At 34.9% G+C, this 23,488-nt stretch carries 30 protein-coding genes; 16 read left to right on the top strand and 14 right to left on the bottom strand.

The features are described 5' to 3' along the window. Positions 1–83: 83 nt before the first annotated feature. Together GWK10_RS06520 and GWK10_RS06515 are read right to left on the bottom strand one after the other, a co-directional pair. The gene (locus tag GWK10_RS06520; RefSeq protein ID WP_164030430.1) at positions 84–773 is read right to left on the bottom strand and encodes a helix-turn-helix transcriptional regulator; all 690 of its coding nucleotides are present in this window, start codon (positions 771–773) and stop codon (positions 84–86) included. Positions 774–822: 49 nt separating this feature from the next. Then, positions 823–1,200, bottom strand: coding sequence for a VOC family protein (locus tag GWK10_RS06515; protein WP_164030427.1), 378 nt, complete (start codon positions 1,198–1,200; stop codon positions 823–825). A 190-nt stretch (positions 1,201–1,390) separates the two neighbouring features. Between GWK10_RS06515 and GWK10_RS06510 the strand changes: the two genes are divergently transcribed. Continuing rightward, entirely contained in the window at positions 1,391–1,795 is a 405-nt protein-coding gene (locus tag GWK10_RS06510; protein WP_164030425.1) for a hypothetical protein, read from the top strand. Between the two features lie 109 nt (positions 1,796–1,904). Further along, positions 1,905–2,630 (top strand): sulfite exporter TauE/SafE family protein, encoded by a 726-nt coding sequence (locus tag GWK10_RS06505; protein WP_164030422.1) that lies wholly within the window; start codon positions 1,905–1,907, stop codon positions 2,628–2,630. Between the two features lie 13 nt (positions 2,631–2,643). On the opposite strand, the gene GWK10_RS06500 is transcribed toward GWK10_RS06505, so the two are convergent. Beyond that, positions 2,644–2,913: a heavy-metal-associated domain-containing protein gene (locus tag GWK10_RS06500; RefSeq protein ID WP_164030419.1), complete on the bottom strand. Its 270-nt coding sequence runs from the start codon at positions 2,911–2,913 to the stop codon at positions 2,644–2,646. Between the two features lie 198 nt (positions 2,914–3,111). Here GWK10_RS06500 and GWK10_RS06495 point away from each other — a divergent pair, with 198 nt between their 5' ends. The 4 genes from GWK10_RS06495 to GWK10_RS06480 are packed head-to-tail and all read left to right on the top strand — an operon-like array spanning position 3,112 to position 6,075. Continuing rightward, a complete protein-coding gene (locus GWK10_RS06495; RefSeq protein WP_164030574.1) occupies positions 3,112–3,834 on the top strand; it encodes an MlaE family ABC transporter permease in 723 nt (240 codons plus the stop codon). After that, positions 3,831–4,586, top strand: coding sequence for an ABC transporter ATP-binding protein (locus GWK10_RS06490; RefSeq protein ID WP_164030415.1), 756 nt, complete (start codon positions 3,831–3,833; stop codon positions 4,584–4,586). Before GWK10_RS06495 ends, GWK10_RS06490 begins: the two co-directional genes overlap by 4 nt. Before the next feature lie 6 nt (positions 4,587–4,592). After that, positions 4,593–5,591 (top strand): MlaD family protein, encoded by a 999-nt coding sequence (locus GWK10_RS06485; RefSeq protein WP_164030412.1) that lies wholly within the window; start codon positions 4,593–4,595, stop codon positions 5,589–5,591. After that, positions 5,581–6,075 (top strand): hypothetical protein, encoded by a 495-nt coding sequence (locus tag GWK10_RS06480; RefSeq protein WP_164030409.1) that lies wholly within the window; start codon positions 5,581–5,583, stop codon positions 6,073–6,075. Before GWK10_RS06485 ends, GWK10_RS06480 begins: the two co-directional genes overlap by 11 nt. Here GWK10_RS06480 and GWK10_RS06475 read toward each other — a convergent pair. Genes GWK10_RS06475 through GWK10_RS06460 form a run of 4 tightly spaced genes read right to left on the bottom strand, consistent with a single transcriptional unit; the run spans position 6,053 to position 9,908 of the window. Beyond that, the gene (locus GWK10_RS06475) at positions 6,053–6,832 is read right to left on the bottom strand and encodes a patatin-like phospholipase family protein (RefSeq protein WP_164030405.1); all 780 of its coding nucleotides are present in this window, start codon (positions 6,830–6,832) and stop codon (positions 6,053–6,055) included. The two genes, GWK10_RS06480 and GWK10_RS06475, sit on opposite strands and share 23 nt — an antisense overlap. 45 nt (positions 6,833–6,877) lie before the next feature. Next, entirely contained in the window at positions 6,878–7,546 is a 669-nt protein-coding gene (locus GWK10_RS06470; RefSeq protein ID WP_317164670.1) for an ABC transporter ATP-binding protein, read from the bottom strand. Between the two features lie 14 nt (positions 7,547–7,560). Beyond that, on the bottom strand, positions 7,561–8,820 hold the full coding sequence (locus tag GWK10_RS06465; RefSeq protein ID WP_164030402.1) for an ABC transporter permease: 1,260 nt from the start codon (positions 8,818–8,820) through the stop codon (positions 7,561–7,563). Next, entirely contained in the window at positions 8,817–9,908 is a 1,092-nt protein-coding gene (locus tag GWK10_RS06460; protein WP_164030400.1) for an efflux RND transporter periplasmic adaptor subunit, read from the bottom strand. The genes GWK10_RS06465 and GWK10_RS06460 overlap by 4 nt, the downstream gene beginning before the upstream one ends. A gap of 165 nt (positions 9,909–10,073) precedes the next feature. On the opposite strand from GWK10_RS06460, the gene GWK10_RS06455 reads away from it, so the two are divergent. Genes GWK10_RS06455 through GWK10_RS06445 form a run of 3 tightly spaced genes read left to right on the top strand, consistent with a single transcriptional unit; the run spans position 10,074 to position 11,838 of the window. After that, the gene (locus GWK10_RS06455) at positions 10,074–10,655 is read left to right on the top strand and encodes a hypothetical protein (RefSeq protein ID WP_164030398.1); all 582 of its coding nucleotides are present in this window, start codon (positions 10,074–10,076) and stop codon (positions 10,653–10,655) included. Between the two features lie 29 nt (positions 10,656–10,684). Next, complete coding sequence (gene hpf / locus GWK10_RS06450; RefSeq protein ID WP_394351642.1) at positions 10,685–10,999, top strand: ribosome hibernation-promoting factor, HPF/YfiA family; 315 nt, start codon at positions 10,685–10,687, stop codon at positions 10,997–10,999. After that, positions 10,999–11,838: a universal stress protein gene (locus tag GWK10_RS06445; protein WP_164030396.1), complete on the top strand. Its 840-nt coding sequence runs from the start codon at positions 10,999–11,001 to the stop codon at positions 11,836–11,838. The genes hpf and GWK10_RS06445 overlap by 1 nt, the downstream gene beginning before the upstream one ends. A gap of 67 nt (positions 11,839–11,905) precedes the next feature. Here GWK10_RS06445 and GWK10_RS06440 read toward each other — a convergent pair whose 3' ends face one another. The 7 genes from GWK10_RS06440 to GWK10_RS06410 all read right to left on the bottom strand — a co-directional run bounded on the left by GWK10_RS06440 (position 11,906) and on the right by GWK10_RS06410 (position 16,362). Continuing rightward, the gene (locus tag GWK10_RS06440; protein WP_164030393.1) at positions 11,906–12,508 is read right to left on the bottom strand and encodes a CDP-alcohol phosphatidyltransferase family protein; all 603 of its coding nucleotides are present in this window, start codon (positions 12,506–12,508) and stop codon (positions 11,906–11,908) included. A 21-nt stretch (positions 12,509–12,529) separates the two neighbouring features. Further along, a complete protein-coding gene (locus tag GWK10_RS06435; protein WP_239540714.1) occupies positions 12,530–12,988 on the bottom strand; it encodes a pyridoxamine 5'-phosphate oxidase family protein in 459 nt (152 codons plus the stop codon). Between the two features lie 70 nt (positions 12,989–13,058). Beyond that, positions 13,059–13,760 (bottom strand): purine-nucleoside phosphorylase, encoded by a 702-nt coding sequence (gene deoD / locus GWK10_RS06430; RefSeq protein WP_164030391.1) that lies wholly within the window; start codon positions 13,758–13,760, stop codon positions 13,059–13,061. Beyond that, complete coding sequence (gene deoC / locus GWK10_RS06425; RefSeq protein ID WP_164030390.1) at positions 13,757–14,419, bottom strand: deoxyribose-phosphate aldolase; 663 nt, start codon at positions 14,417–14,419, stop codon at positions 13,757–13,759. Before deoC ends, deoD begins: the two co-directional genes overlap by 4 nt. 16 nt (positions 14,420–14,435) lie before the next feature. Then, the gene (locus tag GWK10_RS06420; protein ID WP_164030387.1) at positions 14,436–15,047 is read right to left on the bottom strand and encodes a DUF998 domain-containing protein; all 612 of its coding nucleotides are present in this window, start codon (positions 15,045–15,047) and stop codon (positions 14,436–14,438) included. Between the two features lie 4 nt (positions 15,048–15,051). Then, positions 15,052–15,930, bottom strand: a complete 879-nt coding sequence (locus tag GWK10_RS06415; RefSeq protein WP_164030385.1) for an RsiV family protein — start codon at positions 15,928–15,930, stop codon at positions 15,052–15,054. A 12-nt stretch (positions 15,931–15,942) separates the two neighbouring features. Then, the gene (locus GWK10_RS06410) at positions 15,943–16,362 is read right to left on the bottom strand and encodes a hypothetical protein (RefSeq protein WP_239540712.1); all 420 of its coding nucleotides are present in this window, start codon (positions 16,360–16,362) and stop codon (positions 15,943–15,945) included. A 92-nt stretch (positions 16,363–16,454) separates the two neighbouring features. Here GWK10_RS06410 and GWK10_RS06405 point away from each other — a divergent pair, with 92 nt between their 5' ends. The 7 genes from GWK10_RS06405 (at position 16,455) to GWK10_RS06375 (ending at position 23,478) form a co-directional block, all read left to right on the top strand. After that, a complete protein-coding gene (locus GWK10_RS06405; protein ID WP_164030382.1) occupies positions 16,455–17,963 on the top strand; it encodes a sensor histidine kinase in 1,509 nt (502 codons plus the stop codon). 5 nt (positions 17,964–17,968) lie between these two features. Beyond that, positions 17,969–19,021 carry a response regulator gene (locus GWK10_RS06400; protein ID WP_164030380.1) on the top strand — a complete coding sequence of 351 codons (1,053 nt, stop codon included), beginning with the start codon at positions 17,969–17,971 and terminating at the stop codon, positions 19,019–19,021. A 68-nt stretch (positions 19,022–19,089) separates the two neighbouring features. Next, positions 19,090–19,926, top strand: coding sequence for a universal stress protein (locus GWK10_RS06395; RefSeq protein WP_164030378.1), 837 nt, complete (start codon positions 19,090–19,092; stop codon positions 19,924–19,926). 69 nt (positions 19,927–19,995) lie between these two features. Then, positions 19,996–20,844 (top strand): universal stress protein, encoded by an 849-nt coding sequence (locus GWK10_RS06390; protein ID WP_164030376.1) that lies wholly within the window; start codon positions 19,996–19,998, stop codon positions 20,842–20,844. A gap of 14 nt (positions 20,845–20,858) precedes the next feature. Then, a complete protein-coding gene (locus GWK10_RS06385; RefSeq protein WP_164030374.1) occupies positions 20,859–21,716 on the top strand; it encodes a universal stress protein in 858 nt (285 codons plus the stop codon). Positions 21,717–21,723: 7 nt separating this feature from the next. Next, positions 21,724–22,560 carry a universal stress protein gene (locus GWK10_RS06380; RefSeq protein ID WP_164030371.1) on the top strand — a complete coding sequence of 279 codons (837 nt, stop codon included), beginning with the start codon at positions 21,724–21,726 and terminating at the stop codon, positions 22,558–22,560. Between the two features lie 66 nt (positions 22,561–22,626). After that, positions 22,627–23,478 (top strand): universal stress protein, encoded by an 852-nt coding sequence (locus GWK10_RS06375; protein ID WP_164030369.1) that lies wholly within the window; start codon positions 22,627–22,629, stop codon positions 23,476–23,478. Positions 23,479–23,488 lie beyond the last annotated feature (10 nt).

Here is a 23,488-nt window from a genome sequence, read left to right as displayed (position 1 = left end):
ATACTGTTAAAGTTAGAGAGTAAAGCATTGAGTGTCTTAAAAATATCCTTTGATTTGGAAAAGAAAGGTTTTAAGAAAGTTTATTAATCGCTATAAGGGCAAGAATTGAAATAATCCTGAATATTGAATTTTCTGTCTTCAAATTTGTCTGGTAAGATTTTGAAATGCTGTATTCTATCGATTCTAAATGCCCTTAGTTCTTTGCGCAAGTGACACCAGGCGATTAATATCCATTTGTTGTTTGTTGAGTACATTGCACAAGGTTCGATTTTTCTAAAAGAAATGTTTGGATCATTTGCTTTTTGATAGTTAATCTCTACGAAATTAAAATTCGTAATTGCTAACTGGATTTCCGACAGGGCATCACTGCTAAACTCCTCATAATACCAATTAAAAACATGAATCTTGTCATTAAGTAACTCACTCTTTTCCTGAATAGAAGTCCTAAAAACTGATTTGATCTTTGTCAACGCCTCATTAAAATCATTTACAAAAGATATATCTTTAGATTGATTGATTACATGCTGTGCAGTAATTAAGGCGTTGGCTTGCTTTTCTGTGAACTGCACAGGAGCAACAGTGTAGTTGTCAACCAAGCTATAGCCTTTACCTTCAATACTATATACTGGAATTCCCCCTTCCTCTAACTTCCTAATGTCTCTATAGATGGTTCTAATACTTACCTCATATTTATCAGCCAATTCAGTAGCGGTTAATAGTCGTTTCGACTTTAATAGAGTAAGCAGCGAAATAAGTCTAGACAGTTGTGACATACAAGCAAAGATAGCGAACCCTATAGTAGGGCTCGCTAATTACTATTCGTTATTCCATTGAATGAAATGCTACGCGATTACCTTCGGTGTCAGTAAACTGGGCGATGAAACCATTTTCTTTAATATCCGTTTTAGGCATTAATATTTTTCCGCCCGCAGCCTCAACTCTAGCTAGTGGAACGCTCAAATCATCTCCACCATTGAGGTATACTGTCGAACCATCGGTTGACGGATTCATGCCTTCCATTTGCATTATGGCACCCCCGACCTTGTTGTTTTCCATATCATACGGAAAAATACCATATTTCATATTCTCATCACCCATATCATGATCTATGATTTCAAAGCCAAGTACCTGAGAATAGAATTTTTTTGCTCTTTCGTAATTGCTTACTGGAATTTCGAACCAGTTAACTGCGTTTGTCATTTTTATACTATTTATTGATTAATAATAGTACAAAGGTATCGGTAGTAGTGACAGAATATGTCAGAGGTGTTTTTTAATTTAATACAACATTGATATTAAGCTGTTCAAATGACATTTATCATAGCGATCTGTTTTAGTAAGATGTAATTTTAAAACTACTAGTAATATGGTTTAAGAAAAATAAAGCAAAATGATAAAGACAGGTATATGGATCGATAAGGATAAAGCACTTATTGTGACTCTAAAAAATGGAAAAGAAAGTTTAAAGTCTATTGAATCGAATATAGAGCATTTTAAAGCGCATGGAGGTTCTGGAACACGGCTAAAGGGTGGCCCTCAGGATGTGGTTCAGGACAGTAAATATCTGGAACGTGAAAAGCACCAAACAAAACGATATTTCAGTAACATTATATCAGAAATTAAAGACACGGATTCTTTGGTAATCTTTGGTCCAGCAGGTACCAACGAGAAATTTAAGAAGGAGTTGCACACTAATCATAGTAGTATAGCAACCAAAATAAAAGCCGTAGAAAAAGCTGATAGTATGACGGATAACCAAGTGAAAGCTTGGGTTCGAGATTTTTTCAATTCGTAAGCAGATTTCTGAATATTATAGTAGGAAAGATCCAAATAGTTTCTTGGTGATATATGTCATTGATTGCGGTGTAGATCAAACCTATTTTTGAGTTTAAAACCGATGATATATGTTATCGAGGTATCTTCCTATATTCATATTACTATCCATAGTTGCCGAAATTTTCGGCACAGTAGGTGGTTTTGGATCTTCGGTGTTTTTTGTACCTGTGGCCAACTTCTTTTTAGATTTTAAATCCGTTCTAGGAATTACAGCTCTGTTTCATTTGGCTAGTAATATCACCAAAATTGCATTTTTCAAGAAGGGGTTAGACAAAAAAGTTATTTTACAATTAGGAGTTCCGGCAGTCATATTTGTAATGCTAGGAGCCTTTTTAAGTAAGTACATTGATCCAAAGTTTCTCACCTATATTCTCGGAATATTTCTTATTGTCCTTAGTTTATTCTTTTTGATTTTTAAAAAGTTTGTGGTCCAAGCTACTACCAGAAATGCAATAACTGGAGGTGTACTTTCAGGCTTAAGCGCTGGTATTTTAGGAACAGGAGGTGCGATAAGAGGAATTACTTTGGCGGCCTTTAAGATGAATAAAGAAAAATTCATCGCAACATCTGCAGTTATTGACTTAGGGGTTGATTTTAGTAGGACTGTAGTGTATTATTTTAATGGCTATATGCGCAAAGATTTGCTCTATCTAGTACCTATTCTAATTGTTGTAAGTATTGTTGGAACATGGATTGGGAAGCTAATTTTGAACAAGATGTCTCAAGAGCAATTCCGGTTGATAGTGCTCTTGCTCATTCTAGGTATTGGTGTAATGAGTATTTTATTCAATTAATTCGATTACTCTTTTAGGCATCAATTCTTCCTATTACACAGCTAAGGTATGATGTGGCTTTCTTACCAATATTATTTCGTTCACCAACAACAGGATATCCTAATCTAGAAAGTTTTTTTCTTACTTTTTCTAGTGTTAAAGGCGTGTCTACATCGATCGTGATTTCATTTTTAGGAACACTTAGTTCCACGCTTTTAACCCCCTGAATATCTACCATATTCTTAATTATTGTAGTCTCACAACCACCGCATTTTAGATTTTGAATTCGAAATGTCTTTTCCATTATTTTCAGTATTAGAAGACCCAAATTATATGTTATAAAAGCTATCTACAATGATAAAAGTCAGTTACGTAACTGACTTTTATCATTTTAACACCTATTGGTGGGAGATATATTTGATAGAACTAATACATAAGGTGATTGGAATTATCAAAAGCCATATACGCAAGATCTAAACGCTTCTTTTCTGAGATAGGGGATATGGCATATTTTGCTATGCGTTTTTTTAGAGAAGTTGTTAGTGCTCCTTTTGAATGGAAGGAACTCATTCGCCAATGCTATCGAGTGGGGAATCGTTCAATCATTTTGGTTGGTGTTACCGGCTTCATTTTAGGTTTGGTATTTACATTACAATCAAGACCTACTCTGTTAGAGTTTGGAGCTGTTTCTTGGATGCCTTCAATGGTAAGTTTATCGATAGTGCGTGAAATTGGTCCAGTTATTTTTGCTTTAATATGCGCTGGTAGAATTGGTTCAGGAATCGGTGCAGAGCTTGGTTCTATGAAAGTTACAGAGCAAATAGATGCCATGGAGGTTTCGGGGACTAACCCCTTTAAATATCTAGTGGTTACTCGAATTCTGGCAACAACTTTAATGCTCCCATTACTTATTCTCATGGGAGATGCAATTGCCTTATTCGGATCTGCGCTTATTGAGAATTTAAAAGGAGAAGTCTCATACCTACTTTATTTTAATAAGGTTTTTGATGCATTGCAGTATAGCGATATTATACCTGCTACTATCAAATCATTTTTCTTTGGTTTCGCCATTGGTCTCGTAGGGTGCTACAAAGGCTATAATTGTGCCAAAGGGACCGTTGGAGTTGGGGAAGCATCCAATGCCGCGGTAGTTTATACGTCGATGTTACTTTTTGTTATCGATTTTATAGCAGTTTTTGTAACCGATATTTTCGTAGAGCTATGAAAGAAACAAATGAAAATAAGCAACCGGTACTAGAAATTAAAAGCCTCTTTAAAAGCTTTGGAGATAATCATGTGCTTAATGGGTTCAATTTGAAATTATATAAAGGTGAAAACCTTGTGGTAATGGGAAAATCCGGTTCGGGAAAATCGGTAATGATAAAATGTTTAGTAGGATTAATGGCTGCGGATAGTGGTACTATTAAAATACAGGATTTTGATATTACTTCGCTCGGCCAAAAAGAACTAGATGTCTTGCGTACTGAAATTGGATTTCTGTTTCAAGGAAGTGCCTTATACGATTCTATGACCGTACGAGAGAATTTAAACTTTCCGCTTAGACGGCATAAGAATAAGGTTGATGGCAATAAAAACACTGAAGAATTAGTCTTAGAAGCTTTAGATAACGTTGGTTTGGCTTCTGCAATTGATTTAATGCCAGCTGAACTTTCAGGTGGAATGAAAAGGCGTGTAGCGCTGGCTAGGGCTCTCATATTAAAGCCAAAAATTATTTTATATGATGAACCTACTACTGGCCTAGATCCTATTACCGCAAAGGAGATTATACAGCTAATGAGGGATGTTCAAAAGAAATACAATACATCATCGCTTATTATAACGCACGATGTCGATTGCGCGAGAGTGATTAGTAACCGGATGATTTTATTAGTTGACGGCATTGACTATGCCCACGGAACTTTTGAGGAATTATCTAAATCAGAAGATCCAAAAATAAAGGCATTCTTTAAAAATTAAGAACCTATGAAAAATCGAAAATTCTATAAAACACGAGTTGGCATATTTATAGTATTGGGGACGCTTCTGCTCGTTGCTGCCTTATATTTCATAGGCAATCGACAGCATATTTTTAGCCAGAACATTCAACTATACGCTGTGTTTCAAAATGTAAATGGATTACAATTAGGTAATAACGTTCGATATTCTGGAATAAATGTGGGTACAGTTAGTAGTATTGATATGATCAATACATCAGAGATCGTGGTGCAAATGATGATTGAAGCAAAAACGGCCGCTTTTATTAGTAAAGATGCTATTGCAAGTATAGGTTCAGACGGATTAGTGGGTAGTATGGTCGTTAATATAACTCCTGGAAAAGACAATTTGAAAGTGGTAGTTTCTAGAGATACCATTATATCCTATAGCAAGATTGGTACCGATGATATGTTGTCTACCCTTAATGTTACGAATGAGAATGCCGCTTTACTGACTTCCGATTTACTTAAAATAACCAACAAAATACTTGAAGGCGAAGGTGCCTTAGGTGCATTGGTATCAGATTCAATTCTTTCAAAGGATATAAAAGAAACACTCAAATACCTTAAACAGACTACTTACGGAACGAATAAAGCTGTAAAGAACTTTAACACATTAATTTCAAAAATTGATTTAGAAGAAAGCCCCGCAGGTATATTGTTAACTGATTCGATTGCCGGAAATCAGATTAAGAATGTGTTTTCTCAATTAGAAACTTCAAGTAATTCTATTGCAGAGGTTACGAAAATGCTAGATGAAATGGTTGCCGATATGAAGAACAATGAAAACACCTTGAATTACATTATCAAGGATGAGTCATTGCCTAAAAACATAGATACAACAATGGTGCATTTAAAAATGGCGAGTAAGAAGTTGAATGCAAATCTAGAGGCTATGAAGAGTAATTTTTTGTTTAGACGCTATTTCCGGAAACAGGCGAGACAAGAAAGAAGAATTGATAAAATTAAAGAAAAAGATGAAAATTGAACATTTAGAAGAACGGGTAGCAGACTACAACATGTCTATTGAGAAAGTGGTAGAAAAGAAAACACTATGGAGTACCACCACAAAACCTTTACTGTTAGATACACTGAACGCTATTACCAATAAATATGATATCGGTTGGAAGGTACAAGAACTTAATTGGATTCATAATAATGAGGCGGTAAACATTACATTCGATTCTTTTCCTCAACAATTAATTAATTGTACTAACCGCGTTCCGGCTTATCAATTTATTCCCGGAGGAGCTTTGGTTTTTTCGCAAACGTATAGTGGCGATGTATATATATTTGTGCTTTTTCCAGCAGTCAATGGTTTGCCAACTGATAATAATGTACTAGAAATGGCTTTGATGAACCCGAGTGAACTAACGGAAAAAAGTATTGTTGAGAAGGTAGATGAGTTTTTGAAAGAGATGATTAAATGGGAGCTGCCAAATAAACGATCTAAAGTTGGGTTTTCATCCTAGTCTCATATTTGTAATCCTTTAAGGCATTAATTGCTGAATCATATCCTATTTTAAAAATTGCGTCTATATTTTTCATCTGAAAAAGACCATACTTATTTAACGCTCTAGGGGCAATAACCATATCACAATCCGAAAATTTTGAATAGCATTTATTTCCAAAGCTTATTTGAAAGGCTCGGTTCACCACTTGGTATGAATGTTTTAAATCGGCCATAGATATATCTTCAAGTGGGTTGACATAAATTCCTATTATGCTGTCACACCTCCCTAACAAAGGTTCAGTAGGAAAATTATTAAGGATTCCACCATCGATATAAAAATTACCATTCATAGAAATCGGCGTAAAAATCCCTGGTACAGCAGCTGAAGCTAAAATTGATTTGATTAATGGGCCACTATTAAAAACTTCCAGTGTGCCTGTAATCAAATTCGTAGCTGTGACAAATAGTTTAGTTTCTAGTATAGAAAAATCATCTGTAGGAAAATAAGGCGCCAAATCTCGATAGAATTTTTCAGTATCTATAAAACCCGGTTTGTTGCTGGAATATCTCTTCCAATGAAATAATGAGGCCTTTTTGAAGAAATTTAAAATAGATTGCCATGAATGTCCCGCTGCGAATAGAGCGCCCACAACTGCTCCTGCACTTGTACCTGCAATATGTGTTATGCTAATGTGATGTTCTTGTAATGCTTTAAGAATACCGACATGAGCTACCCCACGAGCACCACCACCAGATAAAATAAGACCTGTTTTCATTGTTATAAAACTATTATTTAAGCCTGGCCTAAACTATGACAACTATCAACTAATGATTCTGCCATCTAACATTTCAATAATGCGATCAGTCTTGTTGGCAAAGTCTATGTCATGTGTAACAATGAGTAGTGAAAGCCCTTGCTCTTCACTTAAGTTCTTGAAAATTTTGAATACATTTTCAGCATTGTGACTGTCAAGATTTCCAGTAGGTTCATCTCCCATAATAATAGATGGATTATTTATCAATGCTCTTGCAATAGCAACCCGTTGTTTTTCACCCCCAGAAATTTGTGAAGCTTTTTTATGAGCCAACTTTTCAATGTTTAAAATTTCTAGTTTCTCGAATGCAGCTTTTTCAATTTCTTTTAAAGATTTTTCTCCTAATTTTTTAGCAGGAAGCATTACATTTTCAAGCACACTGAATTCTGATAGTAAGTAATGAAACTGAAACACAAATCCGATATGTTTATTTCTGATATATGAAAGCGAATCCCGACTTTTTCCGGTTACTAGTTCATTCTTTAAATATAGTTGACCATCATAGTCCGTATCCATGGTAGAGAGGATATATAACAAAGTAGATTTGCCACATCCAGATTTCCCCATTATTGATATAAACTCGCCATCATCTACTGTAAAATTGATATCCTTAAGCACATGAAAGGGCACAGGTTTTTTAAAATATTTATTTATGTTTTTTGCTTCAAGTATCACAGTAACATCTTTAATTATTGGCCTCTGATTATTCGTACAGGGTCGATTTTTCGAGCTTTGCGAGATGGCAAGTAACCCGCTAAGAATGTAGAAACCATGGCAAATGAGATTCCGATTAAGTAAAACCAGACATTAAAATTAACAGGGTAGGTGGTAATCGTAGGAAGAGCTTCGGTTTCAAATGCAATTTTATCGATAATGGAAGAAATAATATAACCTATTAATAAGCCTAGAATTCCACCTACAAACCCAATGATCATAGCCTGACTTAAAAAAATGTATTGTACATCTTTTCCAGAGAACCCAGTAGCTTTTAAAATGGCGATGTCATTCATTTTTTCATAAATAAGCATATTCAGAATGTTGTAAATCCCGAAACCAGCGACTATTAATAGTGTAATAGACACCGCATAGGTGATGAGGTTTCTAATATTCGTGCCTGTTTCAAATTGTGCATTGGCTGTCTTAATGTCAATTGCCTTTAAATTGAATTGTCCTTCAATTTTTTTTGCCAAAGGAAATGCTTTGTCTATATCGTGTAACTTCACATTTATATCTGTAATGTGATTTCTGGGGACTCCAAGTATTTTTTGAGCTGTACGTAGGTTTACAAAGCTTTGAACATTGTCTAGATCGGCTATACCACTTTGAAAGACCCCGATGACTTTTAAAGGAAAATTCGTGCCCACCGCAGTTCTTATTTGTACGCGATCTCCAATGCCTAATGACATTTTAGAAGCGACACCAGAACCAAGTAATATGCCTACATCACTATTGAGCAAATCTTGTGGTGTACCCTTAACGATATAATCCTTAAAGTTGAAAAACTCAACCTCTTTCATAATGTCAATTCCGCTCAGGTTACCACCTAATTCTATTGGCCCTGAGATATAAAAAATCTGGGTTTTTAGTTGGGGAATTGCTGCAATAACATCATTGTTTTTGGATAGATTATGAATAATTGGCAGGGCATTGTGAATCTTGCGCTGTGTTTGTTTAGGTTTAATCGATTTGACAATATTAAAGGTATTGGCATATGCTTCATGTATGTCAATAGGTTGTTCTTTCGAAGGTTCAATTTCATTGTATATATGCACATGAGGGGTTTTGTTAAGAATAAGGTCATCTAGCATTCCATTAAGTCCAGTCATAAAACTTACGAGTGCTATGTATGAGCCAATCCCAAAGGTTACTCCCAAAGCAGCAATAGCCGTTTGCTTTATTTTTGTGAATAAATGCGTTTTCGCAATACCTATGATAACCCTCCAATTCATTTTTTTGATGGTTTATAGAGTAGCGTTTCTTCTGAAATTCCTGACAGTATTTCTACAGCGTCTAAGTTTTTGAGACCCACTTTAACCGAGACTAATCCCTTTTCAGTTTCTACCTCGTTCCCGTTAACAAGATACTCACGTGGTATGGTGAGTGCATTTTCTTTTACTGCGGTAATGATATTTGCCTCTCCTGAAAGTCCAGGATATAATGTATTTGGAGTGCTTTTGAAGCGAGCTTCTATTTTAAAAGTCTGATTTCGTTCGTCTTTATTTGGGTATATTTTAGTGATGTAGGCAGTAAAAGTTTCGCCTGCATAGGCATCTATAGTGATTACCACTTCCTGCCCCTTTTTTATAGTAACTATATCTACTTCGTCGACCAACATTTCAATTATAAATTGATTTGTACTACCTAAAATTGCCAGTGGTTCTTGAGTGTTCACAATTTCACCAGGGTTTTTAATAAGGGCATATACAGTACCATTTATTTTACTTGAAATAGTAAAATCCTGTTTCTTAATAATGGATGTTTTGTAGTCGTTGGAGGCTTGTTCGAGCTGTGTTTGCAATTGAGTTTTGGTACGGTTGTACTTATTCATTAAGCCTTTTAGTGAATGGGCAGACAGTTCAAATTCTAATTTCTTCGCATCAAATTGCGCTTTAGATCCTATTTGCTGTTCCCATAAGTTCTTCTGTCTATAATAGTTGATAGAATCATTTTTGAGTTTAAGTCGAGCGGCTTGTATTTCTTCTTTAATTCCATCTAGGATAGCAGTATTACCACTATAGTTTTTTTGCGCCAAATTAAAAGCAAGACGGGCATTTTCTGAGTTGAGTTTTGAACTGCTATTTATAATCTGAACAAGGGGGGTATGCCTAATAACAGTATCTCCTTCTTCAACTAAATTAGATTCCAATATTCCGTTTACACTTGAAAACACCTGATATAGGCTATCCGGTTGAACGATAACCGATGCATAGACTGAACTGTGAATTGTTTGAATAGTTGGTCTTACTTTATCTTCTTTAACACCACAAGAAGTAAGAAGAACCATAATTATGGAAACAAAAAGTGATTTATATATCATCTTTCTTTTCCTGTAAAATTCAAATAAACTATGATTTTTTGAAATGATAATTATCACTTAAATGATTAAAATGACTTGATTAATCTTAAAAAAAATAAAACTGATATTAGTCATAGTATCTGGTAGTGTCTGAGTATAATTTAGTACTATAAAATCAAAATACTGATGAAACGCTTTGCAATACTATTTATGGGAATTTTGTTGATGGGCTGTAGTGCAAAAAAGCGACCTTATTTACAACAGGCTTCTCCAAATGCGCCTATAGTTAAAGATGCAACGATGGTACTTTGTTTAATTCCGGAAAATGAATTAAGGACATCTTTTGAAAACGAGCTAACGGAACAACTAATATTTCATGGAGTTCATGCCGAGGCTAGCACTAAATATATGCCCGAGGTTTTAGATAAGACATCTGGATCTAAGAAGAAGTTATTAAGCCTCATTGATTCTTTACCCGAAAAAGGATTTAATCAATTATTAATATCGGCAGTAACAAGTATAGAAGAGTCGGAAACGGATGCCGCTGGTGAATCTGGAAATTTTGAATTATATCATTTTGAGACCAACTTGTTTTCAGTTAACGAAGAGGGCTCCGATTTAATGTGGTCAATGTGCATTTGCATTTATGACTATCAATTTCCATTTCTAACGGCTAGAGATTTTGCGACTGCTATTGTTGGGAAATTAATAGAAGACGGTTTGATCAAAGAAAATGAAATACGAGATTTTAAATTATATACACTTTAAAACAAACAAATAAATAAAAATAGAATGTTATGATGGCAATTAATATACAGTATGTAAAGATGAAAAGTAGCGAAAGCATGTCTCAATACGTGACCGAGAAGCTCAAGAAATTAGATGAGCATTATGATTGGTTGATTCGGGCTGATGTTTTTTTTAAGACAGAAAAAGATCCCTCTGAAAAAGGAAACATCTGTGAGATTGAATTGAGCTTACCGGGACCAAAAATCTTCGCTTCTTCAAATGAAAAGAATTATGAAATGGCAGTTAAGGAAACTATTTCTGACCTGAATTCACAATTAAAAAAGCGAAAGGCAAAATTTACCAAACAACGAATAAGTTCGTAATGAAAAAGATACTTGTACCTGTAGACTTTTCAGAGTATTCTGAATATGCGTTAGAAACTGCAGCCATCTTGGCAAAAAAATACAATGCGGGTATCGTTGTTATGCATATGATGGGATTATCTGAAGCCGTATTGACTAAAGATGAATCACAGGAAATGTATGAAGCCAACTACTATATGCGATTGGCTAAAAGGAAATTTGATACGTTTCTTGATCAAGATTATCTTGAAGGTATAGCTGTAGAAATGACGGTGCAGAATTACAAAAGATTTCACGAGATCGATGACGTAGCAAAGGATTTTAATGCGGGTCTTATTGTAATGGGGTCACATGGTGCCACTGGTTTTAAAGAAATTTTTGTTGGCTCGAATACCGAAAAAGTAGTGCGAACTTCTCAAGTTCCTGTGCTTGTTGTCAAAAAGAAACCTTCAAAATTTAAACTTGATAAAGTGGTGTTTGCATGCGACTTTAATCTTGACTTTATAGAGTCTTTTAAAAGGGCATGGAATTTCTTTAAAGAGCTGAATGTGGAGTTTCAAGTTGTATACATCAACTTACCAGATGATCGGTTTATGAGTACACAGGAAATGAAGGAAAAAGCACTTAAGTTTTTCATTCATACCGGTATAGCCGAGTTTGAAGAAGCGCATGAAGATGTTATTTTTTATAGTGCTTACTCATTGGAAAGCGGAATTTTTGAGTTTAGTAATGAGGTAAGGGCCGACCTTGTAGCGATACCAACCCATGGTCGACGAGGTTTAGTGCATTTCTTTTCAGAGCATGTAGGAACTGCTCTGGTAAACCATAGCGATATGCCGATGATGACCTTTAAAGTATAGTTTAATTAAGGTAGTTGAATTTATAAAAGTACATTCTTAATAGGGTGTACTTTTTTTGTAGAAATGGTTAATTATTTTGATGAATGTTTTTTGCAGTTCTGCGTTTGTCTTTAAAAGACCAATAAATACCCTTTACATCAGAAACCCAGTTGTCGTACATAAAAATTAATATGATTTCCTCAAACGTTTCTAGCAACCCGATAACAATCATAAAGTAGAATAGGGGATAGTATGGTTCAAAGAACAATGAGGCGACAATGAAAGTAGCCTGAATAATAGCTGATAATTTTGCCAAATATGTATGAAAGGCTGTTGCTTTGCCGTATTTCGAGTACGCTATAATCATTTGTACGATATAGGGTATAAATGCAATAATGATTAACGTTAAATTCTCTTTTATAAATACAGATTCAAATACCCAAAGACCAATTAGACCAATTACCAGTGTTATTTGATCTCCAAACGAATCTAATTGCGAACCTCGGGCACTGGTGATTTTTAGTTTTCTTGCCAGGTAGCCGTCAATTGCGTCAGTGCAATAACTGATTAAAAGGAAAGTGGCGAAAAGCTCGCGTTGATGGTAAAACAGCATCCCTAAAAGAAACGGAGCGGCTATCACCCTATAAAATGAAAACCAGTCAGCAATATTGAAGTTTTTAAAAGTCAACATATTAATCCTATGATAATCTGTTTAAAATTTTCGTTTCCTACCAATTATTTCATCAATCTCAATAGTAAATATGACGGGCATATCATCATCGTATATCTTACTGGAAAACTGATTGATAAAATCTAAATCTCTAAATTCCTTTTTTAGAATAAGATCCTTTACACCCAATGAAAACTCATGGAGTAATGACTTAGCTGTGCTTGCTGAATGTTCTTTATAAAAACCTAGTACTAATACTGATTTCCAATCATTAACAGAATCTATGTTCGAGACCGATAATGCCATTGCATTGTTTTTTCTTAACGCATTTATTTTGTGCCCGTTACCAGAATAACAGATAATGTTGTTTTGTTCTTTGTTATAGAAATAGGTTATCGGTACTACAAAGGGTTGACCATGGTATATATAACCCAAATTTCCAATGTAGTTTGAACTAAGTACAAATTGTTTTTCGGTGGTTTCAAGCGATTTAATCATCATTTCTTTTTCTGAGTATTAAAGGTAGCTTGCCCTCAAAAATTAAAGAATGATATTCATCATGGTACTGTGGTTAATTCAGCGTATTCAATGCAATGTCCACCATAGTGCTAAAGGTGCTTTCTCGTTCATCGGCACTAGTACGCTCTCCAGAAACTAGTGAATCTGAAACTGTTAAGATTGCCAAGGCCTGTACATTGTATTTGGCAGCAAGCGTATAAAGTCCCGCGGCTTCCATTTCTACACAAAGCACACCAAATTCGGCCCACTTTTTATAGCTGTCAAAATTGTCTTCATAAAATTCATCACTCGATAGTACATTACCAGCTTTAATACTGATATTGTTTGATTTGGCATATTGGGCAGCTTTCATAAATAAATCAAAATTGGCCGTAGGAGAATAGTCTGCATTGATAAATCGCGAATTGTTTATCCCTGATGTAGTTGAGGCCGCCATGGCAATAACAATATCTCTGAGTTTTATATCTGGCTGATATGAACCAGCACTTCCTACTCGAATTAATTTTTTTACGCCGTAGTCATTAATGAGTTCATGGCAGTAAATAAGAGCGGATGGAATACCCATGCCTGTACCTTGAACAGAAATACGCTTTCCCTTATACGTCCCTGTATATCCTAGCATTCCGCGCACATCGTTATATAGCATAGCGTCTTTAAGAAATGTTTCAGCAATCCACTTGGCCCGCATAGGGTCGCCTGGTAGCAAAACACTTTCTGCTATTTCACCTTTTTTTGCTTCTATATGTACGCTCATAAGTGCTTTTCTTTTGCTGAAAAAACGATCTCAACTCCTTTTGAAGTTCCTATTCTATTAGCACCAGCGCGGATAAAAGCTTCAGCCTGTTCTTTGTTGGCGATACCACCCGATGCCTTTATCTTGGTATCAGTTCCTATTGCAGATTTAATCATTTGAATGTCTTTTAGTTCAGCGCCCCGACTTCCAAAGCCAGTAGAGGTTTTTATGAAATCGGCATTTGCCAATTTGCAAATGGTACATGCCATTGCTATGTCGTGCTCTTCTAGATAGCAGGTTTCAATTATAACTTTCAGTATTTTATCTCCAATAGCGTTTTTAACGGCAGAAATATCACGTTTGGTCTCTTTAGTAAGTTCAGATAGAAAAAGCCCAATATTCATAACCATATCAATTTCATCGGCCCCATCTAGAATTGCTTTGCTAGCCTCGGCAACTTTTGCCTTTGTAGAAGCCGCTCCTAAAGGGAACCCGACTGTAGCTACTACTTTTACGTCAGATTCTTTTAAGGCATTAGCAGCTGTTTTTACCCAGGAGCTATTTACACAAACCGAATGAAAATTATAATGCATTGCCTGATCACAGAGGGTTAAGATATCTTCTCGATTGGTTGTGGGAGATAGCCGTGTATGGTCAATATACTTATTGATTTCTTTCATTCGTTTCGACTTTTAATTAGTGGTCTGTATTTTTTTTTAAAATATGCTTGCCTTTTTCTTGAAGCGGATATTTAATAATAGCAAAAAATAACCAACCAAAGGCAAGCATGAATAGGATTCTTTGAAATAAACCTTTCAAATTTGGGAAGGCAAAAATGAGATATGATAGTACTATGATAGTGACAATGACAATACTTGTATGTAATTTATGTTTGTCACGCTTTAAAGCCCATATTAATAGTAAACAAAACAGACAAAATGCAAAGCCCATAACCATTGAGCATATAGAATGAAGCGCATCTTGGGTATAATTATAGTGGAAAACATTTGCTTCATTTCCTGCTAACTGGAAGAAACCTGTTAAAAAAAAGGAAATGCTAAAAAAATAGAGAGTGATTAACTGGACACTTCTTAGTTTATAGGCCTTTGTGGCTAAAGTGAATGTAGCAAAACCCATTAAAAATATAGCCAAATTTATGATCCAGTCATTAGGTACATTCTGGGCACCTAGTTCACTAATTGAATTTACCATATGGGAATATCCCTCGAAAGAATAAAAAGGAAGTATCCATATTACAGCAATTAGCAATGCATAGGCAAACGCATAAAAAGAACCATAAAGCCGCATTATTTTATAAAACTAAAGGGTTTAAATCGTATTTCCGCAAAACTGGAATTAAATTGTTCACAGGTATCTTAATTGAGTAACTACCCGTATATGAAGGACACATTACACAGTCGTCAAAATAGTATTCGACATAATTTTCATTAAGAACGAAATTGTCTTTGTACTCTAAGAAATCATCATAAGATAGTTCCCAACAATCATAATACATGGATCCTTCCATTACTTGTTCAGTGATTTCGTTATTGAGAATTTCAATAAATTTTGATTCAGATCCTTCCATGAAAAAATCTTCGTAATACATAAAAATGCCTTTGTCAAGATCGAAGTTGATACAGTCAAATGAGTATGTAGGATGAAGGGTACCTGTATAGTAATTTTCTTTGTAAAATAGGATACTAACCAACTGGTTATTCAAATTGTATACCTTATAATCTATGAAGCGTTTTTCTCTAAACTTATTAATCCCAGTTGTGTCACAAAGTAGATCTTTGACTTCAAGAATTTGAGCCTCCGTACCGATGATATCAACATAATAATCATTTATGTAATTATTAAAATTTACGTTCGAAGCCTTTATGTCTTCATCTAGCAGCGGATAAGTGAAGTCGATGGTATAACCATCTTCTTCTTTAAAATAATTTTTTTCAATAATATACTCCTTCAACTCGGTGCGTTCATCCCTTTGTTCAATAAGCATTTTCTGTTTTAGCTCGATAGCCTCTGCCTTACTGATCTTAATTCGCTGATCGCTAGTTTTAATCGAATCAACCAGAACTTTTGTGCTTACTGGAGCTTTCTCATCAACAATTACTGGCGATTCAACCTTTGTTACCTTTTTACATGATAATACACTTAGGATCAATATGAGGTATAAGTACTTCATTGTTATAGCTTGTTATTGCGAACTCAACTTTCTAAAAAGCATCTTTAGTTTGGTTAGCATTATTAATTCGCTTTTGTTTTTGCCCGCGAAAGAATTTGCTATGGCCTCGGCGGTTTTTACAATAAGTATTCGCTTTTCTTTTGAAAAGGCTCTAGGGTGTTCATGAGCATATTCACTAAAACTATCAAAACAGTCTTGGGCATCCATACTTTCGTAATCAAACCATTCAAAAACGATCTCCATTTGGTATGCAACAGGCTCATCATAAGCATCCTGTGCTTCTTCATAATCTTTCCAATAGTCGAGTACTATTTTTTTTAATGCATCATATTCTGCTTTGCGCACAACCTTATCTGCAGCAGCAATGGCATAGAACAGCTGACCTAAGTTTTGATAAAATAATATTTCTGGTTTTTCTGTAATCGACATCATAACTTGTTTTATGTAAAAATAACGAGCCAATACTTGCAAGAAAATGACATTTATCAGCTAGTAAGCAAATTGAATTTTGGTAGATTTGTGTTATGGAGATCTTCAAAAAGACCAGCAACGTTTTCAGAATACTTTCAGAAGCCGTTTCGGAAGGAATTATCGTAGTAAATAAAGAACAGGTTATAGTCGCTACTAATAATTCCGCCAATGAATTATTTGATTACGAAGAGCATGAATTGGTTGGAAAGCCCTTAGAAATTCTGATTCCTCAAAAATACCACCACGTGCATTCTGATCATGTTAAAGGGTTTTTAAGAAAAAGTGGAAAGCGCAAAATGGGACACGGCGGTGATCTATATGGCCAAAGAAAAGACGGAACTACTTTTCCGGTAGAAGCAGGGCTTAATCCCTTTACTATATACGACAATGACTATGTCATGGCCCTTATTACTGATATTTCGGTACGCAAAAAGGCGGAAGAAGAATTGCGAGATTGGGCAAACATTTTTAATGAATCACTCAACGAAATTTTTATTTTCGATGCAACTACTTTAAAATTCGTTAATGTAAATAGGGGCGCACAGAATAATATCGGCTACAGCTTAGACGAACTAAAGAAGTTAACTCCGGTCGATATTAAACCAGAATATACAGAAGAAGAATTTAGAAACTATATTCAGCCTTTAAGAGATGGTAGTCTACCTAAGCTCACATTCAATACTACCCACCAACGTAAGGATGGAAGTATCTATCCGGTAGAAGTCCATTTGCAGCCCTCAGATGCCAATGAACGCAAAACCTTGGTGGCCATAATACTTGATATCACTGAACAAGCAAATTATACCGATAAGTTAGAGAAAACTGTTGCAGAACGTACGGGCCAATTACGAGAAGCCTTGCAAACAGAAAAGGAATTAAATGAGTTGAAAACAAAATTTTTATCTCTGGTGTCCCATGAATTTAAGACGCCATTAAGTGGGATTTTAACAGCTTCTACATTAATTGGAAAATATACTGAAACCGAACAACAAGAAAAGAGAACAAAGCATATAAACACTATACAGAGCAAGGTAAAATATCTGAACAATATCATTAATGACTTTTTATCTATAGAACGATTGGATAGAGGAAAGATTAATTACAAATTCTCAAGGTTTTCATTAAGTAAGGTGATTAATGAGGTAATTTATGATGCTAATATGCTACTAAAGCAAGGGCAAAAAATTGTTTACCCTGACAATATAGATGATATTGTTATTGATTTTGATGAAAAGATCCTTGAATTGATCTTGACCAATTTGGTAACCAATGCAGTAAAGTATTCTCCTGAAAATGCCATTGTAAAAGTGAATGCCTCTCTAAATAAAGATGAGCTAATAGTTGAAGTTGTAGATACCGGGATTGGAATACCAAAGGCAGAACAGAAGTTTGTGTTCAATAGATATTTTAGAGCTGAAAACGCCTTGCTTTCACAAGGAACTGGTATCGGCTTGAATATTGTTAAAAGCCACCTCGAAAATTTGGGAGGAAATATTAAATTTACCAGCGAACAAAATAAGGGTTCTACATTTACAATAACCATACCTACACCTATAGATTGAACATTATGAAAACCGTATTACTTATTGAAGACGATTTAGCTTTACGTGAGAATACTGCAGAATTGTTAGAACTCTCCAATTATAATGTCATTACAGCACCAAACGGTAGAGTAGGAATTGAAATGGCTTCACAACACTTACCAGATATTATTGTTTGTGATATCATGATGCCAGAAGTAGATGGATATGGTGTATTAGAAGCTGTATCGGCAAACAAACGTACCATGTATATTCCTTTTATATTTCTAAGTGCTAAAACAGAGCATAAAGAAGTACGCAAAGGCATGGATCTCGGGGCGGATGATTACTTGACCAAACCATTTGAAGAAGATGAATTGCTAAGTGCTATCGAAAGCCGATTAGCGAAGTCTGTCATCTTATCAAAAACGAAGGCAGATGACTCAAAAAAAGAGAGTGATGATAATGATGGTTTAAGAAGCTTAAATGAGCTTAAAAACTTTTTCGATGACAATGGAGCCCTACTAGACTTTTCTAAAGGCGAAACTATTTATCAAGAGGGTGGGCATTCAAACAACATTTATCTAATTCTCGAAGGTGTTGTTAAGAGCCATAAAATGGATGAAAACGGTAAAGAACTCACGACCGCATTGCATAAAGCAGATGATTTTTTAGGATTTACTTCGTTTGTTGACACTGTGCCATACCAAGAATCTGCTTCGGCGATGGAAAAAGTTCAGCTGGCATCAATTTCAAAACAACATTTAAAAGAGGTTTTAGGAAAAAGCAATAATGTGTCTTTAGAACTATTGAATGTGCTAACAGATAATATTGCTGAAATAAAAGAACAGCTACTACAAATGGCTTATAGTTCGGTACGGAAAAAAACAGCCCAAACGATCATTCAGTTTGCCGAAATTCTTGACAAAAAACCAGATGAAGCCATTAAAATATCTAGATACGATTTGGCGAGTGTCGCTGGTATAGCGACCGAAAGCTTAATTCGCACACTTTCCGGTTTTAAGAGCGATAACCTAATCGAGATTGAAGGAAGAAACATCAAAATACTTAATCTACAGGGGCTTAAGGCAATTGAATAAGCATTACTGATATTTGTCATAATCTAGGTCGGCATGACATAATACATTTGTTTGTATACCTAGTGAAGATGAAAAAAGTTTTAGTTCCAACAGATTTTTCTGAGAATGCTTGGAACGCGATATCCTATGCAATGGCATTTTATAAAAATATTCCTGTTACGTATATTTTGTGCCATATCATGATTCCAGACGGCTTACCGCCTGTTGTGGAAACACTAACTTCTTATGTGACAGGCGAGGCAGTAAAAGCAGATGAGGTTATTAAAGAATTAGATGCAGTTAAGAAGAAGATGCGAGCACATTCTGACCTTAAAGAGCATCAAATTACTGTTACCTATTTAGAAAGTAGTTTTGTCAGTGGAATTAAAAAAATAGCCAAGCAATATGATATCGATTTTATTGTAATGGGCAATAAAGGCCAGTCGAATGTCAAGGATAAGGTTATAGGCGGACATACAAGCACTGTAATTACTAAAATCAAGTACCCAGTAATGATTATTCCAGAGGCTGCTAAATTTCATATTCCCGTGAACATAGCTTTTGCAACAGATTACGATTTTATTTATAAGGCGAAAGTGCTAAATACTTTGTTGGAAATAGCGAATGTGCATGAATCAAACCTTAAGGTATTACGGGTTGTAAATACCAAATTGTCGTTGACCCCTTTTCAACAAAAAAACAGGGCATATTTAAAAGATTTTTTACAGAATTCTTCTGCGAGTTTTCATCGAGTCAATCAATCGGACTTAGAAAAGGGAATTCAGTCCTTTATCGATTCAATGAACATAGATATGATTACTATGGTTGCTAAAAACTTAAACTTTTTTCAGAAACTCTTATTTAATCCAAGAGTTGCCAAAATGAGTTATCACCTACAAGTTCCATTTTTGGTGCTGCATGAGTAAGCTGACCAATATCATTTTAAAAATGACAGTCTGACTTTAGCTTTGAGGTATTGATAAAATCACCTCAAGATGAAAAAAGTACTAATTCCTACCGATTTTTCTGAAACATCTTCAAACGCTATTAGATATGCAATGCGATTGTTTAAGTATGATAGAAGTGAATTTATCATTATGAACGCTTTTGCAGATGAGGTGTACGAGAGTGCAAAAGAAATGAATCGAGAAGACTTTGAAGCTTTTAAAGAGACCTATCGAAAAAATGTGGATAATGATTTACAAGAACAGGTAGATGATATGATGGCGACCTCTGCCAACCCTAAGCACAAGTATGAGTATGAATCCTGTTTTGGCAGTTTGGTCGATGAGGTAAATGAGATTGTAGACAGAGAGAATATTGATATTGTCGTCATGGGAACAAAAGGAAAAACCGATGACAGAAACCTCACTTTTGGTAGCAACACCTTACAAGTAATAAAATATGTAAAATGTCCCGTTTTAGCCGTTCCAGTGGGGTATCTCGAAGAATATCCTCAAAATATCTTATTTCCTACTGACTATATGGTGCCATATAAACGCCGAGAACTTAAGTTATTAAGCACGCTTGCAATGAGCTATGTTGCAACTATTAACTTCCTATACATCTCTGATTTTAAAGGCTTGTCCCATAGACAACTTGACAATAGAGACTTTTTAGATTGTTCTTTTGAGAATAACAAATTTTCCTTTATGCATGGGGGGGGGAAGGATATCACAAAAACCATTAACCAAACAATTACCGATAAAAACATAGATATGCTAGTTATGGTCAACCAACGTCATTCCTATTTAGAGAATATGTTGTACAACTCTACCATCGAAAAGATAGGATTACGTATAAAAATCCCATTTCTAGTACTTCAAAATCTACATCGTAAATAATAAAATACTGCAAAATGAAACGAATATTATTGCCCACGGATTTTTCAGAAAACGCGTACAATGCCATATCGTATGCGGTTCAATTGTATCGGGATGTTGAATGTGAATTTTATCTAATGCACACATTTACTCCTTCAACCTCAAGTGCTCATGCCGGAGGTTTATTCGACGCCTATTCGGCACTTAAGCTTCAGGAAATAGAACAAGCTACTGCCAAAAGACAACTTAAAAAGATAGAGGCAAGATTGCAGAAAGACTACCCTAATGCCAATCATAGCTATTTTTCAATTGCGTCATTCAATCTCTTAGTATCAGAAATGAAAAACCTTATTTCCGAAAAAGATATTGATGTAGTAATTATGGGAACAAAGGGTGCTACAGGAGCAAAAGAAATATTTATTGGTACCAATACGATGTATGCCATAAAAAAATTGAAATGCCCAGTTATAGCGGTACCATCTGACTTTAAATATGAGACACCTAAAGAAATCTTATTTCCAACGGATTATAAGCTGAATAAATCTAACAAATACTTGCCATTGCTCAGAAGTTTCTGTGATGAACATAATTCTAGACTCCATATACTAAATGCCTACTACAGTGTTCCCTTAGATGAGAAGCAAGAAGAAGTTAAAGCATTTTTAGACGATTTCTTCACTGGTAGTGCGCACTTATTTCATATAGCAGAAGGACAGGATCTTATAGAGGCTATAGAGGCTTTTGAAACCAAGCATAAGGTCAACTTTTTAGTGATGATTCATAACAAACATAACTTGTTTGAAAATATACTATTTCGCCCAATAATTAATCAAATGGTATATCATACCAACGTGCCCTTTTTAGTAATACCATCTGTAGAACGAATGAAGTGAGACTAATATGAAAACGATTCTTGTACTTACTGACTTTTCCTATAATGCCTATAGCGCTCTGTTTTATGCAGCAAAGCTATTTGAGGACGAACCTTCTCAATTTATTATTCTAAATTCTTTTGAGGATGATGTTGTGAGTTATTCAACCAGTATTTCTAAAAAAGAAGTTAGCAATTTCTATCAAAAAGCAAAAGCCAACTGCTTGGCAGTACAACATAAACTTATAGGAGACCTTGAAACAACAGAACACACTTTTAAAATAAAGGTGACTTCTCTAAGTCTAATTAAAGCAGTAAAACAAATTACTAATAAAAAAAGTATCGATTTGGTGGTAATGGGTACTAGAGGAAAAACGGACTCAAATAATGTATTTCTTGGAAGTAATAGTTTTAAAGTAATTAAGAAAATTCAAACCATACCTTTACTAATTATCCCAAATGAAATAGACTATGTTGCACCACGAAAAATAGGCTTAGCAACAGGGTTTAAAAATAAATACGATATAAGTCAGATTGAATTTTTGTTGGGTCTTACGAAGCGTTTCAATACTGATTTAAAGGTGATCTATATATCAATGGATAAAAAATTTAGTGAAAATCAAAAAGCAAATTTCAATCACCTATTTAAAATAGCAAAGCATTGCAATCCTGAATTTAATTGGATTCCTGAATCTGCCAGTAAGTATGAAGCTTTACAGGAATATATTGAAAAAGAACCGCTTGATATGCTAGCCCTGACTTATTATAAACACGGTTTTATTAATAGTCTTTTTAGGGAAAAAGTGGTGAAAGATGTCTCAAGAAACATTTCAATTCCTTTTATAGTTATACCAAATACAGCCTGATATTTATCATAGTTTTCAACACTTTGGGTGTCTATATTTATCAGTATAACTGGAAAAAGTAATGTGATGAAAAAAAAGATATTGTTACCGACAGATTTTTCGAAAAACTCTTGGAATGCCATTGCATACGCTATAGAATTGTATAAAAATGAGTTAGTAGATTTTTACCTTCTTAATGCCTTCAACGCAAGTACCTATATCCAAGATATTTTGGTTGTTCCCGACGAGGGAGAAACATTGTTCGAAAGATCAAAAAAGAAATCTCAAATGGGGCTTAAAAAAATATTGTTGCAAATAAAGGCTCATGGTGAAAATCGTGACCATAACTACTTTACCGCAAGTGTTTTTGATAGCCCGCTTGATGCGGTCAAAAACTGTATTGAAGCCAAAGATATTGAACTCGTTATAGTAAGTAATAAAGGTGAAACCAATGATTTAGACACTATTTTGGGTAGTAATACTATCGATATGATGGAAAAGGTAAGAAACTGCCCAGTCCTTATGATTCCTGCAGATGTGACATTTAAAGAACCCAACGAGATCGTTTTTCCTACAAGCTTTAAAACACATTACAAACGCAGAGAATTAACGCATTTATACGAAATAGCAAAGATTACCAATGCACCTATTCGCGTGTTACATATTTCTAAAGAAGATGAGCTATCTCAAGACCAAATTGAAAAGAAGGCATTGTTAGAAGAATGCCTAGACGGGCTTGAGTATTCATTTCATTATTTAGAAAATACAAATGTCAACAATGGTTTAAAACTATTCGTTCAAAGCCGAGAAAGTGAAATGATCGTCTTTATCAATAAAAAACATGCATTCTTCGGTTCTGTTCTTACCAAACCCATGGTAAAAGACTTAGGCTATAGTTCGAAAGTTCCTGTACTCGCATTACACGATCTCAGAAATTAGAATTGATATA

Origin of the sequence: Spongiivirga citrea, from assembly GCF_010671565.1 — a bacterium.
In the GTDB taxonomy this organism is placed as follows: domain Bacteria; phylum Bacteroidota; class Bacteroidia; order Flavobacteriales; family Flavobacteriaceae; genus Spongiivirga; species Spongiivirga citrea.
Note: the sequence above shows the minus strand (reverse complement) of the source record. Positions and strands in the feature narration are given on the sequence as shown.